We start from the raw sequence: 17,993 nt of genomic DNA, 5'->3' as shown, positions 1-17,993 counted from the left end.
GAGGTGAACATTTACATGACAATTAATATAGAAGACGTTGTTCAATCTGCACGTCGTGTGATTACGCCACTTTCACCAATTTCAATCTTTGCAGCACGTAATCCATGGGAAGAACTTGAGTATCAAACCTTTGATCAAGTTGCGCAATGGTTTAAACATGTGCGTGATATTGATTTATATCCAAGCCATGCTTCTGTAATGACGGCGCTTGAAAATGGTGAGATTGATAAACATATCGTTGAAGAAGAAGTACAACACGCGATTCAATCTTATAAGACGGATATTCCTAAGACTCACGTTGATACGTACTGCAAAAATGCTATGAATATTAAAGATATTCCGAGAGATTTAATTACTAAAGAAGCCTATCTGAAATTAGAAGTCTCAAAACTCAAAAAAGTATTCGAAAATGAGTCATTTGCTTATGCACGGTCAAAAAGTGCAAATGCATTTAATGCTAAAGGCGAATCTTTAATGGATGAGTTAAATACTCATATTATTAAATGGTCAAAATTATATTTAGATACTTTCCAATCCAGTTGGACAATGCCTAAACGCGAAGAAGGGTTCTATGTAGCCTGGTTACATTTAGCAAAATATGATCCAATGTTGACTAAAACGCAACGTAAAATGATTAAGATGTTACCACACAACTATGAAGACGCATTAATCATGGCACTCAATCATCTAGATATTGCTGAAGATGAATATGAATTTTATTTAACTGGACATCTTTTATCGTTACCAGGTTGGGCAGGCATGATGTATTATCGTGCTGAAAAACATGAACATGAAAAAGACTTATTAACTCAATACCTTGCAATACGCCTTACAATGGAATGTATTCTATTAGATACTGAAAAAATGAGCCGTCCGGCAGTCTTAAATGTTGAAAAAAGAATAAAAGAACTTGTGAGTAAATGGTTATATTATGGTGAAATGACGATTGATGAATGGGCTGAGATGTCCATTGAGAATCAAATTGAACACTTGAAGTTTGCCCATGATTTTAATCCATTATACTTCAAGAAATTATGGTTAGAGGCTTGGGAAGAAACTCACGAACGCAAACTCGTTGAGATGATTTACGATAAATCGGTCAAGCGTGACAAACAACCTACAAAAGTGCAACTTGCATTTTGTATCGATGTACGTTCTGAACCATTTCGTCGTCATTTAGAAAATCAAGGGCCATTTGAAACGATAGGAATTGCAGGTTTCTTTGGTTTACCTATACGAAAAAAAGCATTAGATGAACAGTTTAGTCATGATTCTTTACCAGTGATGGTGCCTCCTGCATATACTATTAAAGAATATGCAGAGCGACATGCATTAAATACGTATAATCAACAGCAACATTCTATTACATCCATGTTTTATACGTTTAAATTAATGAAGAATAATGTGCTACCTAGTTTATTATTACCAGAATTAAGTGGGCCATTTTTAAGTTTAAATACACTTGCAAGTACATTAATGCCAAAGAAAACAGGTGCATTTATTCGTAAATTTACTAAAAATTGGTTAAAAAAACCGAATGCTAAGCTAACGATTGATAGAGATCATCATGTACATAGTGATTTACCTGTTGGATTTACTGAAGAAGAACAAATTGCTTTTACGAAACAAGCGTTACAATTAATGGATTTAACTACAAATTTTGCACCATTAGTAGTACTTGGAGGGCATGGAAGCGAAACAAACAATAATCCCTACCATGCATCATTAGAATGTGGTGCTTGTGGAGGAGCTTCAAGTGGATTTAATGCGAAATTACTTGCCATGATGTGCAATTTACCTTTAGTACGTCAAGGGTTAGCCGCTGAAGGCATTCTTATTCCGGATGAGACAGTATTTGTTGCTGCAGAACATAAAACATCAATTGATGAATTAGAATGGATTTACGTTCCCTCATTAACATCAGAAGCAAAGAAAGCATTTGATATTTTAGAAGAAGCCATGCCACGTGTAAGTTATCATGCAAATTTAGAACGTCTTGCTCAATTACCTCGTTTAAGCGATGGGGAATTGAAACATCCAATGGCGGAAGCACATCGCTTTGCAAATGATTGGAGCGAAATCCGTCCAGAATGGGGTTTAGCACGTAATGCAGAATTTATTATTGGGCAACGAAGTATTACAGAAGGTAGTAATTTAGAAGGACGTGCATTTTTACATAATTATGATTATGCGAAAGATCCTGATGGTCAATTACTAAATACAATTATTTCTGGGCCAGCACTCGTTGCACAGTGGATTAACCTACAGTATTATGCCTCTACAGTGGCACCGCATTTTTATGGTAGTGGTAATAAAACAACACAATCTGTCACTTCTGGTGTTGGCGTTATGCAAGGGAACTCAAGTGATTTATTAGCTGGATTGCCATGGCAGTCTGTGATGGCAGGAGACAATAAAATTTATCACGCTCCAATTCGATTATTAGTCGTGATTCAAGCACCAGATCGTTATATACAACGTTTACTTAATGATAATATTAAGTTTAAACAAAAAGTCGATCATCAATGGGTACGTCTTGCAAGTATTGATGAAAACGGTAGTTTTAAAGATTGGTAAGATATTCGATTTTAATTTAAAAAATGATACACTAGTGTTAATTAAACATTAGGAGATTTGTTATAACAATGACGAAATCGAAAGGCATGTATGAAGCAGAAATTAGTAAAGCAATTACGCAATGGGAAAAAGATTTTCTTGGACGTGGTTCGTTGTCAGTAAAGACAGATATTTTACGAGATATGATTATCGTCAACTTACAAGGTATTTTGACGCCTGCGGAGTATCGCGTATGTGAAACACAAGAAGGATTACTTAACATTAAACGTACACGGTCAGAATTGGTGGAATCAGGACAAGATGATTTAATGCAACTTGTTTTCAAAATCACAGGTACTGAAGTTAAAAGCTTTCATAGTGATTTAAGTACAATTACTGGTGAACGTATTATTGTTTTTAAGTTAGATAAAAACCTTGAAAAATCACTTTAAAATAAAATGTTATAAATACGAGAAGAGATTAGGAAACTTTATATAAAATACTTCCTAATCTCTTTTTTTACAAGCAAATTTTCATCATTTATTGTAAAATCTAACTAACATTAAAAGAGGGATAGAGATGCGATCAATTCAATCAGCTAATTGGAAAATCTCTTACTCATTATCATTTGCCCGACTATCCTGATCCTAGAGGTATAAAAGGGTAATACAATCAATGAGTTAAGTAGTCAACATATTGATGATTGATATAATGAACGGTGTGATACATCTTCAGAGGCTAACTGGACGTATCATCTTTATGACGAACCTTTTTATGATAAAGAAAGCTTTATGACGTATGTGAAACAACTTATTGATAATAAAGAAAGGTTGAATAAGTGGTTATCCTCTTCAAACTTTAATAAATATGAAGAACAGATACATCATTTGAAAGCTTTTTATAAAATATTAGGATCAAATGTAGTAAAGGAAAAACAAGTATGAAAGATAAATTAGAAGTATCGCCAACCAAAACTATTTCTATGTTTGTTGTTGGATTAATTATTTTTATAATAACGGCAATGAATGTCATTTATCATACCACACTAGTGCAAAAATTAGATTTAAATTCATTACATGCGTTGACCAACTATTTTGGTAAACCTAGAAGACACTATGACGGTCCAATTTGGCATAAAATGATGACGTTTTGTGCTAATTTTGGAGAAGTAAAATCCATTCTCTACATAACGTTATTTTTAGCACTTATCTTAATTTTTAAAAATTATAAACTTTCATTGTGGTTATTAGTTACGATTTACACAGGAACTTATATTAATTTCTTAATTAAACAAATAATAGCTCGTCCTCGTCCGTATAACCATCTTTTAGTAGACCATGGATATTCATTTCCAAGTGGTCATTCAAATGCCAGTACATTATTTGCTTTAGCTATACTCTTAGTTGTTATTCCACTTATTAAAAATAAAGCGATACGATATAGTATTGCTATAGTTGTCGTTATATTTTGGATAGGTGTATTAAGTTGTCGGTTATATTTCCACGCCCACTATCTAACTGATGTCATTGGTGGTTTTTCGTTAGGAATGATTTGGATTGCTTTATTTTCAATGATGTTACCACTCTTTAATATTAAATTAAAAAAGAAGTAAAGCTTAAGTTTCATAACATAAGTATTTTAAGAAGGGGAGAATACTATGAAAATCAAATCACCACATCCAATTTATTTAGAAGGTTCAAGAAAAGAAGCGATCTTATTACTTCACTCATTTACAGGAACTGTTCGTGATGTAAAACCATTAGCTAAGGCGCTTAATGAAGAAAACTTCACATGCTTTGCACCAAATTATCAAGGACATGGCTTACCTTTAGACCAATTTACTCAATTTACGATTCAGGATTGGTGGAATGATGTATTAGAAGGGTATCAATTTTTAAAAAATAAAGGGTTTGACACTATTTTTGTAACGGGTATCTCACTAGGAGGACTATTTACATTAAAGTTAGCTGAGTTATTTGATGTTTCTAAAATAGCAGTGATGTCTGCACCAAGTGAAAAAGAAGAAAAAAGTATTGCGTGGCGTATGAAACGTTATGGTCAGCGCATGAATCAATTATTGAAATTTGATGAAACTACTTCAAAACAACAACTTGGGACAATTCAAGATTATCAACCACATATCGCAGAATTTAAAGCATTTATTGAGATAATTTCTAATGAATTAGAACGTATACAAGTTCCCGCTCGTATTTTGTATGGCGGTAATGATGATGCCTTTTATCAAAATAGTGCACATTATATTTTTAATCATATTGATAGTAATAACAAAGATTTAACATGTCATCCGTTAAGTCGTCATTTAATGACTTATGGAGATGGACATGAAGACGTTATCACTCAAGTCGTAACTTTTTTTAAATCTAAATAAAGGAGTAATAAGATGAAACGTACATTCTTACTTATATATACAACAGTTTCTGGAACTACTTATAAAGAATTTAAAACGTTCCAAGATGGTCCAGACTATGACACATGCGTACAGCGTATTATTGATGAGTTTGATGAATTGGTCTATTTATTTTTAAAAGATGACTCACAAGTTCATTACATTAACGTTGATCATATCGAAAGTTTAAATATTCAAGAAGTAAATGAAGGTCAATCCATAATATATGATTTTGAAAAATAAATATATCAGTAAGTTTAAACGATAAGAATAGTTGAGATATGTCATTTACCTCTATTCTTATCTTTTTTAATACTCATTTATATGTATATTGCACTATTTGGTCAGACGTGTTAGAGTAGAACTTAATCGCACACATGCTTTAACGCGTTAAAGGGAGATAGAAAATGAGTAATCAATCACAATGGAAAACCTCAACTGGATTTATTCTAGCAAGTGCTGGTTCTGCTATAGGATTAGGCGCAATGTGGAAGTTTCCATATATGGCTGGCATTTATGGTGGCGGCGCATTTTTATTTTTATTTTTAATCTTTACTATTTTTGTAGGATTACCGTTACTGATTATGGAGTTTACGGTAGGAATAATGGGGCGCACTTATACGACTCGAATCTATAGTAAATTAACAGGAAAAAAATGGTTAAATATTATTGGGTGGAATGGAAATTTAGCTGTTTTTATTTTATTCGGCTTTTATAGTGTTATCGGTGGCTGGATTGTTATATATATTGGAAATGTATTTTTACAATTATTATCTGTTGAACATACGTCATTAACTCAAATTAAATTTGAAAAAATAATTAGTAACCCGTGGTTAACTGTGTTGGGACAGGGCATTTTTATTCTTTTAACCATGGTCATCGTTATGCTAGGTGTAGAAAAAGGTTTAGAGAAAGCTTCTAAAATGATGATGCCCTTATTATTTGTTTTTCTAATTATTGTTGTTGCTAAATCATTGACATTAGACGGAGCATTAGAGGGCGTTCGCTATATATTACAACCGAGAATAGAAGATATTTCAGTTAAAGGTGTCTTATTTGCGTTAGGTCAATCGTTCTTTACACTATCATTAGGAACGACAGGGATGATTACGTATGCGAGTTATGCGCCTAAAGAAATGACGATTAAATCTTCCGCCATGTCAATTGTTATTATGAATATTTTAGTTTCTGTATTAGCAGGACTTGCAATATTTCCAGCCTTAAAAACATTTGGTTATGCACCTCAAGAAGGACCAGGACTCTTATTTAAAGTGTTACCGTTAGTATTTAATCAAATGGGCTTTGGTATTGTATTTTATTTAATTTTCTTAATTCTATTTTTATTTGCAGCATTAACGTCTTCTATTTCTTTATTGGAATTAAATGTCTCAAATTTCACTAAAAATGATAATACTAAACGAAAAGCTATATCAGTTATTGCAAGTATATTAGTATTTGTTATTAGTATCCCAGCAACACTATCATTTAGCAGTTTAAGTGGAATTAAGTTTGGAGCGGGTACAATTTTTGATAATATGGATTTTATCGTATCGAATATCTTGATGCCATTAGGAGCATTAGGAACGACATTAGTTGTAGGTCAATTACTAGATAAACAAGCATTAAAAGAGAGCTTTGGAAAAGATAAATTTAAACTTTTTGTTCCATGGTATATTTTAATTAAATATATTATGCCAGTTATTATTATATTAGTTTTTATTGTTCAATTATTTTAATATTAACAAGAATAAACAGAGTCTAGGATACAAATTGTTGTTCTAGACTCTGTTTAGCATAATGATAATTGAATTACATATTTTCAAACGTAACATCTTGTTTATGTAATTCTTTTAATAATTTTTCAGGAATTGAAGAATTATTAATAGTGACATGTTTAAATATACAATCTTTTATTTTTACATTTTCAAAATGACACAAATCCATAGTGACGTTTTCAAAAATCACTTTTTTAAACGTGACGTTATCAAATTTTACATTACGTATATTGCTATTTTTAAAAATAGAATGTTCAATCGTTAATGTATTAAAATGATTTTCATCAAATGAGGTAACAGTTAAATTTGATTTACTAATAAGCGTCTTGAAAAAATTTACATTTTCAAAGATACTTTTATCAAAATTACAATTGATAATTTTTGAATTTGAAATAGTGCTTACATTCTTAAAAATACCTTCACTAAAATCACAATGTTTAAAGTGACTTTTATTTACTTCAATTTCGTCGTACATTGAGTTTCTAAAAGTACTATTTTTATAATTTAAATTTTTATAGTCATCCTTAGTAAAGACGGATAAAGATAAGTCTGCTTTAGATGTCATCATCGAGTCTCCTTTGTACGTTGATTCATCGTAAAATTTAATTCATTTCCAGTGGTTCACTTTTATCATAACATGAGTATTTAAAAGCAATAACTAATTACATTTTACATAAAGAATCTAGCTTTTTGCAATAAGATATAAGTTAGCGTATAATTCATAGCGGTTGAGTAAGAATTAAAATTAAATATTGGAAATGAATATGATGATAGAAAGTAGGTATGTTCAGACATTACTTGAGTGTATTGAACGAAAGATATGATTACTTATGATTTAATAGGACAAACGCCACTAGTATTATTAGAAAGTTTTAGTGATGAACATGTACGAATTTATGCGAAGTTAGAACAATTTAATCCTGGTGGAAGTATTAAAGATCGACTAGGGAAATATCTTGTAGAAACTGCGCTAAAAGAAAAACGTATTGTAAAAGGAGATACCATCGTTGAAGCTACAGCTGGTAATACAGGAATTGGATTAGCAATGGCCGCTAATCGTTATCATTTAAAGTGTGTGATTTTTGCCCCAGAAGGATTTTCAGAAGAAAAAATTTCAATTATGCGAGTATTGGGTGCTGAAATAAAACGAACACCTAAAAACAAGGGAATGATGGGTGCACAAAAAGAAGCGCGTCATTATGCTGACAAATATAATGCAGTATATATGAACCAGTTTGAAACTGAACATAATCCAAAAGCCTATACGCATACGCTTGGAAAAGAAATTACAGAGGCATTACCACACATTGATTATTTTGTAGCTGGTGCTGGATCTGGAGGAACATTTACTGGTGTAGCTAAACATTTACAACAATTTAATGTTAAAAATATTATTGTTGAACCTGAAGGCTCAGTATTGAATGGTGGTAAAGCACATGCTCATGATATTGAAGGTATTGGCTCTGAAAAATGGCCAGTATTTTTAGAAAAATCTATCGTTGATGATATTATTACAGTCAGTGATAATCAAGGATTTGAAAATGTAAAACGATTAGCTAAACAAGAAGGACTACTTGTTGGTAGCTCATCTGGTGCAGCATTACAAGGTGCTTTAGATATTAAAAATCGTATTGATAAAGGTATTATTGTAACAATTTTTCCAGATGGCAGTGATCGTTATATGTCAAAAAAAATATTTGAATACAAAGGAGAATAATAATGAAGAAAAAAACACAAATGATTCATGGTGGACATACGACGGATGATTTTACTGGAGCAGTAACGACACCAATTTATCAAACAAGTACTTATTTGCAAGATGATATTGGTGATTTAAGACAGGGCTATGAATATTCACGTACTGCAAACCCAACACGTACTTCTATTGAAAGCGTCATTGCGAATTTAGAAAATGGTAAACATGGATTTGCATTTGGTTCAGGTATGGCTGCGATTAGCGCTGTTATAATGTTATTAGATAAAGGTGATCATTTAATTTTAAATTCTGATGTGTATGGTGGAACTTATCGTGCTTTAACAAAAGTCTTTACACGATTTGGTATTGATGTTGATTTCGTTGATACTACAAATATTGAAAACGTAAAAGATTATATTAAACCAGAAACAAAAATGTTATATATCGAAACGCCGTCTAATCCTTTATTACGTGTGACAGATATTCGACGTGCAGCAGAAATTGCGACAGAAAATCATCTCATTTCTGTAGTCGATAACACATTTATGACACCGTACTATCAAAATCCGTTAGATTTTGGAATCGATATTGTATTACATTCAGCAACAAAATATATTGGTGGACACAGTGATGTTGTTGCAGGTTTAGTCGCTACATCTAATGATGAATTAGGTGAACGCTTAGCATTTATTTCTAACTCTACAGGTGGTGTACTAGGACCACAAGATAGTTATTTATTAATTCGAGGAATTAAAACACTAGGGTTACGTATGGAACAAATTAATCGTAACGTAGAAGGTATTGTGAAGATGTTACAAGAGCATCCATCAGTACAACAAGTGTTCCATCCTAGTATTGAAAGTCATCTTAATCATGATATTCATATCGCTCAAGCAAGTGGTCATACTGGCGTTGTTGCATTTGAAGTGAAAGATACAGAAGCAGCTAAACAATTAATTCGTGAAACGCAATATTTCACGCTTGCTGAAAGCTTAGGTGCAGTGGAAAGCTTGATTTCTGTACCTGCTTTGATGACACATGCATCTATTCCAGCAGATGTTCGTGCTAAAGAAGGAATTACAGATGGTTTAGTTCGATTATCAATCGGTATTGAAGACACTGAAGATTTAGTACAAGATTTAAAACAAGCGATAGATACGCTAAATAAATAGAATATAGTGAAAGTATTAATGCAAGAGTGCAATAGAAATTGAAACGATGTTTATTGTACTCTTGTATTTTTATTGTGATATTTGGAACTAAAAGAGTAATTCAATACTAAAAATATCTGAAATTTTCAATTTTTTAAAAAACTATATTGACGCATCCTCAACTTTTGCCTATACTTCATATCATACGAATTTAATCAGAATTAGATAAGGGTGAACATAGTGATTGAATTTCAGGGTGTAAATAAAGTATTTCGAAAGAAACGAGAAACCATCCACGCTTTAAAAGATGTTTCTTTTAAAATTGATGCGCGTGATGTGTTTGGTGTGATTGGTTATAGTGGTGCTGGTAAAAGTACACTAGTACGTTTAGTTAACCAATTAGAACAAGCTACAGAGGGCCATGTTATTGTAGATGGACATGATATTAATACATATAGTGAAAAAGAACTTCGCAACGTAAAAAAAGATATAGGAATGATTTTCCAACATTTTAATCTTTTAAATTCTAAAACAGTTTTTAAAAATGTAGCAATGCCATTGATACTTAGTCACAAAAGTAATTCTGAGATTAAAGAGAAAGTTGAAGAAATGCTAGAGTTTGTGGGACTTGCAGATAAGAAAAATCAATTTCCAGATGAGCTTTCCGGAGGACAAAAACAACGTGTTGCAATTGCAAGAGCACTTGTAACAAATCCTAAAATATTATTGTGCGATGAAGCGACAAGTGCATTAGACCCTGCGACAACAAGTTCTATTCTTCAATTACTTAAAAATGTGAATGAAACATTTGGGGTTACGATTATGATGATTACTCACGAAATGAGCGTGATTCAAAAAATCTGTAATCGTGTAGCTGTAATGGAACACGGGGAAGTTGTAGAAATTGGTACAGTAAAAGATGTGTTTAGTCATCCGAAAACGAAAACAGCACAAAATTTTGTATCAACAGTTATTAGTACAGAACCTTCTAAAGCATTACGTGCCTCATTTGAAAGAGCAGATAATCATTATACAGATTACAGACTTTTCTTAGATAAAAAGCAAATTGATTATCCATTAATGAACGAGTTAATAAACCAATATGGTTTTAATGTAAATATTCTATTCTCGTCTATGTCAGATATTCAAGATGAAACGATTTGTTATTTATGGTTACGCTTTGAACACGATGCACAATTTAGTCGTGACACGGTAGAATCATATTTTAATGAGCGACATATTCATTATGAGGAGGTGCGTTAAATGTTTGGTTCAAGCATAGATTCATCTCAATTAATGCAAGCGTTGTATGAAACACTTTATATGGTAACAGTATCATTAATTATTGGTGCATTGATTGGTATCCCATTAGGTATTTTACTTGTAGTCACTCGAAAACATGGAATCTGGCCTAATGTCGTTATTCACCAAATTCTTAATCCAATTATTAATATTTTAAGATCTATTCCATTCATCATTTTATTAATTGCAATTGTACCTTTTACTAAATTAGTTGCAGGTACGTCAATCGGTACAACAGCTGCAATTGTTCCACTGACAGTATATGTAGCACCATATATTGCGCGTTTAGTAGAAAATTCACTTTTAGAAGTAGATGATGGTATTATTGAAGCAGCAAAAGCTATGGGAGCATCACCACTTCAAATTATTCGTCATTTTTTATTGCCTGAAGCATTAGGTTCACTTGTACTAGCTATTACTACAGCGATTATTGGTTTAATTGGTAGTACAGCTATGGCCGGTGCTGTAGGTGGCGGTGGTATTGGAGATTTAGCGCTTGTTTATGGTTACCAACGCTTTGATACATTGGTCATTATTATTACAGTTGTAGTTCTAGTTATTATCGTACAAATTATTCAGTCATTAGGTAACTTTATTTCTAGAATAATTCGTAGAAATTAGTTGTTTAAATAAATTATTTTAATATTGGGAGGCAGTTTTTAATGAAGAGAATAATCGGTTTATTATTAGCATCTATTATTGTCCTTGCGGCATGTTCAGGCGGAGGAAATAGTAAGAAAGTAACAGTTGGCGTAGCATCAAATGATACTGCTGCTTGGGAAAAAGTGAAAGAATTAGCAAAAAAAGATGATATTGATTTAGAAATTAAGCACTTTTCAGATTATAACGTACCTAATAAAGCATTAAGTGATGGAGATATCGATATGAATGCATTCCAACACTTTGCTTTCTTAAATGAATATAAAAAAGCACATAAAGATGCAAAAATTGAAGCAATTAGTACAACCGTATTAGCACCTTTAGGCATCTATTCTAAAAAAGTAAAAGATATTAAAGATGTTAAAGATGGCGCGCAAGTGATGATTCCCAATGATGTTTCTAACCAAGCGCGTGCTTTAAAATTATTAGAATCAGCAGGACTTATTAAATTAAAAGATAACTTTGGTTTAAGTGGTACAACAAAAGATATTAAAGATAACCCTAAACATTTAAAAATTAAAGAAGTAGATGCTCAACAAACTGCACGTGCATTAGATGATGTTGATATTTCAGTTATCAATAATGGTGTAGCAACGAAAGCAGGCTTAGATGCTAAGAAAGATCCAATTTATTTAGAAAGTTCTACTTCAGATGCAGTTAAACCATACATTAATTTAATTGCCGTTAACTCAAAAGATAAAGATAATAAAACATACAAAAAAATTGTAGATCTATATCATAGTAAAGAAGCACAAGAAGCATTGAAAAAAGACACTAAAGATGGTGAAAAAGCAGTCGATTTATCTCAAAAAGAAATTAAAGACATTGAAGATAGCTTAAAATAGTAAGTTAAACATTGTAGAATATCAATCGTTGTTTAGTCATTTAGCATATGTCGTAGATTAATGAATTAAAAATACACATAGATCAAGCTTTTTTCGACTCTTGGAGTGGGACAACTAATTCAAAAATGAATGCTGTCCCGCTCTTTTTTTATATCATTTTCAATAGTATAATAAATTTTTGATTAAATATAATCACATTTAAAAAAATTCTTACTTACGTTATGTAATAATTAGACTAAAGAAATCGATTTTTATAAAGTTTTAATTTTATAAGTATCGTACTAAAATTTCATCATTATGTAATCAAATTGAAATGGAATATTATAATGAAATATATTAATTTATATAAGTAGACTACTTGAGTAGAAAAAATTAAAGTTAAAGCACTAGAATTAACGTAATAAAACTAAGCGTTAATACAACAATTGTCATGGGGACATGTCAAAGATAAGCATAAGATTAAGGAGGCGCTTATTTATGAATAAAAAAGTTCTTGCAACAGCAATTATTGGAACTGGGGCATTTAGTACAATATTTGCACATCAAGCAGAAGCAGCAACAACTCACACAGTAAAAAGTGGGGAATCATTATGGTCTATTTCAAATCGCTATGGTATTACAATAGCTAAATTAAAATCATTAAATGGTTTGACATCAAATCTTATTTTTCCAAATCAAGTATTAACAGTTTCAGGCTCTAGTTCATCTCATTCTTATAGTAATAACTCAAGCAGTACATATACAGTAAAAAGTGGAGACAGTTTATCATCAATTGCTAGTCGATATGGTACAACGTACCGCCATATTATGGATTTAAATGGACTTCATAGCTTTTTAATTTTTCCAGGTCAAACATTAACAGTTTCAGGAACAGCACGTTCAAGTAGCCACACACAAAATAGCTCAAATTCATCTAGTTCTTCAAGCTACTATACTGTTCGTTACGGTGATTCATTATCGAGCATCGCTTGGAAATATAATACGACATATCAAAATATTATGCGTTTAAATGGATTAAATAATTTCTTTATTTACCCGGGTCAAAAATTACGTGTAAGCGGCACAGCATCATCAAGTAGTAATACAAATCGTACAAGTTCATCATCAAATTATTATTATCACACACCGATTTTTAATCATAGAAATTTATATGATTGGGGTCAATGTACATGGCATGTCTTTAATCGTCGTGCTCAAATCGGTAAAGGTATTAGTACATATTGGTGGAATGCAAATAACTGGGACAATGCAGCTGCAAGAGATGGCTATAGAATTGATTATCATCCTACTGTAGGATCAATTGCCCAATCAGATGCTGGCTACTATGGACATGTTGCATTTGTAGAACGCGTCAATAGTAATGGAAGTCTTTTAGTATCTGAAATGAACTTTAGTGCAGGTCCAGGGGTTTTAACATATCGTACAATTCCAGCTTATCAAGTTAGACAATATAAATTTATTCACTAGTAAAAAAACAAAGGAAGTCGGACAGCATTCATTTTGAATCCGTCGTCCTATCTTGGCAACGCATACCCAATTTGCGTTGGACATAGACTTTCTTATTGAAAGTCTTTATGTTAGGAATCTGGAACTAAAATTGAAAAAAGCTTGATACTAGCGTATTTTTACTTCAGTCATCGACTGTCAATATATTAAAAATGCCTAAGACAATTCATTATGTCTTAGGCTCGTTTTTTTATTCGAAGTGATAATCTTCTTTAACTTTTCTAAAGCTTGAAGCTAAGCGTGTCACATTAACAATAAATGAGATAAATGATGTGAATTTACGGAATTTACGTGGGGATCTCATAGAAACTATAAAATCGAACACAGTACCCGCTGTGCTAAGTGCTAGTGATAGATAAACTAGATTTTTATTTTTGGCACTATATTTAATTCCATTATATCCATCCACAATAAATCCTGCTGTACTTACTAAACTAGATAAGCGTGAAAGTTTTGATTGTTTTGCCATCATACAAGACCTCCATAAAAATAAAAACAAATCTGAATGTTATATTACTCATTAAGAATTTGTTCTAAACTTTGTTTTAATGTATGTTAATATCATACTAAATTAAATTATTTTTTTGAAGTGAGAATGTTTTAATAAGGATGAATAGAATGATTAAATGTGTATGTTTAGTGGAAGAAACAGAGGACCAAATTTTACTGGTACAAGTTCGTCACAGAGAAAAATATTATTTTCCTGGTGGGAAAATTGATGAAGGTGAGACGCTTTTAGAAGCTATTCAAAGGGAAATTGAAGAAGAACTACAACTTCATTTTTCTCAAGAAGATTTTACATATATTGGAAAAGTGATTGGTGAAGCCTATCCTCAACCAAATACTTTGACCGAATTAAATGGATTTAAAGTTAATCAAAGTATTAATTGGAATGACGTTCAAATTGATAATGAAGTTACTGATATTCGCTGGTTCAATAAATCCGATACACAATATATCGCACCAGCTGTCATTAAGTGGATCGAAACATTTTCAATATAAATATTGAATAAATAAAACAGTGACATTTGATGCTTTCAATCATTAAATGCCACTGTTTGGTCTTTACTATTCTATTTCTTCGTTTAAGGATGAAGTAGTAGTGTGGTCATCTGTTTGTTTAAGTTGATGATATTTAATTAACCGAGCACTAACCCAAGCCGTGATAGGAATACTTAACGCGACTGCAATGCCACCTAGTAAAATGGAGATAAACTCTTGAGCAAAAATTTTAGAATTTAAAATATGCCCAAATGAATAATGAAGTTGAAAAAACCAAAAGAATAATGTTAATTGTCCACCAAAATAAGCTAAATAAATTGTATTAGCGGAAGTAGCAAGAATTTCTCTGCCAACACGTATACCAGATTGAAATAATTCTTTACGAGAAAGATCAGGGTTTGTTTCATTCAACTCATACATTGGTGAACTTATTGTAATCGTTAAATCTATTACAGCAGCGATGACAGCCAACATAATAGTAAAAACAGAAAATTGTAGCATATTAATATCAATATTCATTGAAAATATATAGGTTTCATCTTGTTGTTCTGTAGCAAAACCTTGTAGATGTCCAAATTTTACAGATAAATAGACACCTATGATAAGAAGGACGGTTGTTACTATAGTTCCGATAAATGCGGCTTGTGTTTTAATATTGTAACTATTTAAAATAAAGAGGTTACAAGCAGCAATTACAAGACAAAAGGTAAAGGCTACAAGATAGATTGGCATGCCAAACAGAATGAAAACAATACTAATAATAAGAATAATAAAATTTAAAAATAAAGTGAGATAGGAGATGAGTCCTTTTTTACCGCCAAGCAAAATCATTAAAATAAAAAGTAATAGTGCGAGTAAAAAAATTGTAGTCATCGGCTTACTCCTTTCCACTTAAATATAGTGACCATAAGTCCTATTGTTATAGGAATGGTCAATACAATACCGATACCACCAGTCAGTGCACGTGTAATTTCTAGAGACCAGTTCATAGATATAGTGTAAGTAAATGTATTCGCATTTTTTAAGTAAATTAATACCATGGCTAGACTACCTGATAAATATGAAAATAATAAAATATTGGTCATGGTGCCCATAATATCTTGGCCAATATGACGTCCAGCTAAAGCCCAACGAGACATTGAAATGTTAGGCGTACGCTGGAGAATTTCGTACATTCCACTAGAAATTGTAATTGCTACATCCATTACCGCTCCTAATGTTCCTATAAGAACAGAAGACATAAAGACATCTTTTGGAGGTAGCGTTAAAAAACTCATTGTTTCATATTTGATTCCATTACCACCTGTAAATTGAATTAATAATTCAGTCATCCCTACACATAAAAATGTTCCAGATAAAGTAGCAATTATCGTAACCCAAGTTCGTTTTTGCCAGCCAGTTACTAATACTAATGTAATAATAGTTGATAAAATAATGGCTATACTCATTAATAAAAATAAATTTGTACCTGAAAAAGTATTATGAATGACTATTGAAACAATAATAAACGCGGTGTTAAATAGTAGAGATAGAATTGATTGTAACCCTACATTTTTGCCTACAATTAAAAGTGTCACGATAAATACGCCTACAATCGCCACAGTAAGGCCATCGCGTTTTTTTTCTAGAATAGTAGCATCAGATGGACTTTTTTGTATATGTAACAATACTTTTTCATTTTTAGAAAATTGCTCTGAATCTGCTTGAGATGTTACAAAATGATTATTAACAGTTGTGATATCGTTTTTATATTTACCGTTTAGAATGCGTATAGTTAATCGTTGATTATATGTTGTGTCAGTATTATGATGCTCGTCTGTGACTTTTTGACCATGACTTGTTTCGACATTCGTGATTTTACCAATAGGTATTTGATAAAATGAAGCATTAAAAAATGTAAAAATAAATAATCCAATCATTATTAAAGTAACAATAATAATTAGACGATGAGTGTTTTTAATTTTAGGTATGTGAAGTCTCTTTATATTCATTAAATATAATCCTCTTTTTAATTATATAATTTACCCCTTTATCGCAATAAAGTGATTATACGCGTGTTCAAAATGATATTCAATTCATATGTTATGGGTTAGTGTTCGTTACAAGACCTAGTGATATGTTGAAACCTTACTTAGCAATGTTTGAATGAGATGAAATAGATTAAAGATATCTACTTTTTTATTGTCTTTTTTAAATACCACACAAAATGAACGTTTTAATTCTGTATGTGCTAAAGAGATATCCTCTACTTGTTCAGATGAATGATCCAACGATATATAATCAGGTAAGAGTAGATGGCCACGACGTTGTTTTAATAGATACTGACCAAGAGACGTTGTACCTAGTGTGTATATAGGTACTTTAATTACAGATTCTAATCGTTTTTTAATAGAATCAGGCAAAACGTGAAGTGTATATAAAGGATTTTTTTCAAATTGTTTAAGCTGTGTTAAGGGTGGATTAAATGTTAAGGCAATAGCATCGTCTTTAGGTACATATAAGTGATATGTTTCTTCATATAAAGATGTAATTGAAAAAGTTGAGTTTGCTTGTAGTTCAGGTGTATTCTCAACAATAGCTATATCAATTTTTCCTGAATTTAAATAGTCTACTATCTGAGTATGATTCATTAAACTAGGTATAATGTGACTATCGTATTCTCTTTCAAACGTTTGAATAATAGGCGTAATCATATGAGAAGCATAGCTTTCTTCAAAACCTAAATTGATATGATGAGCGTTTTTAAGTTGTTCTTGTTGAAAAAGAGCCACTGTTTCATCAAGTTGTTCTAGTATGTGAGTTGCTTGTGTGAGTAACGCTTTACCGTGCGAAGTAAGATATATATTGCGACCTTGTCTATCAAATAATGGAACTTGTAATTCTTTTTCAAGTAAATTGATTTGGCGACTAATTGCAGATTGAGCAATATTAAGTTCCAATGCAGCTTCAGAAATATGTTCACGGCGAGCGACTTCAACAAAGTATCGTAATTGTTTAATTTCCATATTTTACCTCCTTAATATAAGTATATCGTAAAATGTTCTAATTATTAGAATGATATCATCTATTTAATATATTGTTCAGATAAATATT

At 31.6% G+C, this 17,993-nt stretch carries 18 protein-coding genes; 13 read left to right on the top strand and 5 right to left on the bottom strand.

Annotation, left to right across the window (positions count from 1 at the left end; genetic code table 11):
• Positions 1-15 precede the first annotated feature (15 nt).
• The 6 genes from NST64_RS11110 to NST64_RS11085 all read left to right on the top strand — a co-directional run bounded on the left by NST64_RS11110 (position 16) and on the right by NST64_RS11085 (position 6,699).
• Positions 16-2,577, top strand: coding sequence for a DUF2309 domain-containing protein (locus NST64_RS11110; protein WP_002488118.1), 2,562 nt, complete (start codon positions 16-18; stop codon positions 2,575-2,577).
• A 68-nt stretch (positions 2,578-2,645) separates the two neighbouring features.
• On the top strand, positions 2,646-3,008 hold the full coding sequence (locus NST64_RS11105) for a DUF2294 domain-containing protein (protein WP_002447992.1): 363 nt from the start codon (positions 2,646-2,648) through the stop codon (positions 3,006-3,008).
• Positions 3,009-3,496: 488 nt separating this feature from the next.
• A complete protein-coding gene (locus tag NST64_RS11100) occupies positions 3,497-4,168 on the top strand; it encodes a phosphatase PAP2 family protein (RefSeq protein ID WP_002448011.1) in 672 nt (223 codons plus the stop codon).
• Positions 4,169-4,213: 45 nt separating this feature from the next.
• On the top strand, positions 4,214-4,945 hold the full coding sequence (locus NST64_RS11095) for an alpha/beta hydrolase (protein WP_002448005.1): 732 nt from the start codon (positions 4,214-4,216) through the stop codon (positions 4,943-4,945).
• A gap of 12 nt (positions 4,946-4,957) precedes the next feature.
• On the top strand, positions 4,958-5,206 hold the full coding sequence (locus tag NST64_RS11090) for a hypothetical protein (RefSeq protein ID WP_002447988.1): 249 nt from the start codon (positions 4,958-4,960) through the stop codon (positions 5,204-5,206).
• A 164-nt stretch (positions 5,207-5,370) separates the two neighbouring features.
• Positions 5,371-6,699 (top strand): sodium-dependent transporter, encoded by a 1,329-nt coding sequence (locus tag NST64_RS11085; protein WP_002448002.1) that lies wholly within the window; start codon positions 5,371-5,373, stop codon positions 6,697-6,699.
• Positions 6,700-6,772: 73 nt separating this feature from the next.
• Here NST64_RS11085 and NST64_RS11080 read toward each other — a convergent pair whose 3' ends face one another.
• A complete protein-coding gene (locus NST64_RS11080) occupies positions 6,773-7,303 on the bottom strand; it encodes a pentapeptide repeat-containing protein (protein ID WP_002454518.1) in 531 nt (176 codons plus the stop codon).
• A gap of 255 nt (positions 7,304-7,558) precedes the next feature.
• Between NST64_RS11080 and NST64_RS11075 the strand changes: the two genes are divergently transcribed.
• The 6 genes from NST64_RS11075 to NST64_RS11050 all read left to right on the top strand — a co-directional run bounded on the left by NST64_RS11075 (position 7,559) and on the right by NST64_RS11050 (position 13,859).
• Positions 7,559-8,455, top strand: a complete 897-nt coding sequence (locus NST64_RS11075) for a PLP-dependent cysteine synthase family protein (RefSeq protein WP_049418737.1) — start codon at positions 7,559-7,561, stop codon at positions 8,453-8,455.
• Positions 8,456-8,457: 2 nt separating this feature from the next.
• On the top strand, positions 8,458-9,606 hold the full coding sequence (locus NST64_RS11070; protein WP_002454517.1) for a bifunctional cystathionine gamma-lyase/homocysteine desulfhydrase: 1,149 nt from the start codon (positions 8,458-8,460) through the stop codon (positions 9,604-9,606).
• 219 nt (positions 9,607-9,825) lie between these two features.
• Positions 9,826-10,848, top strand: coding sequence for a methionine ABC transporter ATP-binding protein (locus NST64_RS11065; protein ID WP_002447973.1), 1,023 nt, complete (start codon positions 9,826-9,828; stop codon positions 10,846-10,848).
• Positions 10,849-11,508 carry a methionine ABC transporter permease gene (locus tag NST64_RS11060; RefSeq protein WP_002448001.1) on the top strand — a complete coding sequence of 220 codons (660 nt, stop codon included), beginning with the start codon at positions 10,849-10,851 and terminating at the stop codon, positions 11,506-11,508.
• Positions 11,509-11,549: 41 nt separating this feature from the next.
• On the top strand, positions 11,550-12,392 hold the full coding sequence (gmpC, locus tag NST64_RS11055; RefSeq protein WP_002448016.1) for a dipeptide ABC transporter glycylmethionine-binding lipoprotein: 843 nt from the start codon (positions 11,550-11,552) through the stop codon (positions 12,390-12,392).
• 477 nt (positions 12,393-12,869) lie between these two features.
• Positions 12,870-13,859 (top strand): LysM peptidoglycan-binding domain-containing protein, encoded by a 990-nt coding sequence (locus NST64_RS11050; RefSeq protein ID WP_049335886.1) that lies wholly within the window; start codon positions 12,870-12,872, stop codon positions 13,857-13,859.
• A gap of 229 nt (positions 13,860-14,088) precedes the next feature.
• On the opposite strand, the gene NST64_RS11045 is transcribed toward NST64_RS11050, so the two are convergent.
• Entirely contained in the window at positions 14,089-14,367 is a 279-nt protein-coding gene (locus NST64_RS11045; RefSeq protein WP_002454515.1) for a hypothetical protein, read from the bottom strand.
• 149 nt (positions 14,368-14,516) lie between these two features.
• Between NST64_RS11045 and NST64_RS11040 the strand changes: the two genes are divergently transcribed.
• Entirely contained in the window at positions 14,517-14,900 is a 384-nt protein-coding gene (locus tag NST64_RS11040; protein WP_049335887.1) for an NUDIX hydrolase, read from the top strand.
• Positions 14,901-14,966: 66 nt separating this feature from the next.
• Here NST64_RS11040 and NST64_RS11035 read toward each other — a convergent pair whose 3' ends face one another.
• From NST64_RS11035 to gltC, 3 genes are all read right to left on the bottom strand, one after another.
• Positions 14,967-15,773: a YibE/F family protein gene (locus NST64_RS11035; protein WP_002488096.1), complete on the bottom strand. Its 807-nt coding sequence runs from the start codon at positions 15,771-15,773 to the stop codon at positions 14,967-14,969.
• Complete coding sequence (locus NST64_RS11030) at positions 15,770-16,891, bottom strand: YibE/F family protein (protein WP_002454512.1); 1,122 nt, start codon at positions 16,889-16,891, stop codon at positions 15,770-15,772. The genes NST64_RS11035 and NST64_RS11030 overlap by 4 nt, the downstream gene beginning before the upstream one ends.
• A 117-nt stretch (positions 16,892-17,008) precedes the next feature.
• Positions 17,009-17,905 carry a glutamate biosynthesis transcriptional regulator GltC gene (gene gltC / locus NST64_RS11025; RefSeq protein WP_002454511.1) on the bottom strand — a complete coding sequence of 299 codons (897 nt, stop codon included), beginning with the start codon at positions 17,903-17,905 and terminating at the stop codon, positions 17,009-17,011.
• Positions 17,906-17,993: the final 88 nt, after the last annotated feature.

The sequence above is a fragment of the Staphylococcus sp. FSL W8-1268 genome (assembly GCF_038003965.1).
In the GTDB taxonomy this organism is placed as follows: domain Bacteria; phylum Bacillota; class Bacilli; order Staphylococcales; family Staphylococcaceae; genus Staphylococcus; species Staphylococcus hominis.
Note: the sequence above shows the minus strand (reverse complement) of the source record. Positions and strands in the feature narration are given on the sequence as shown.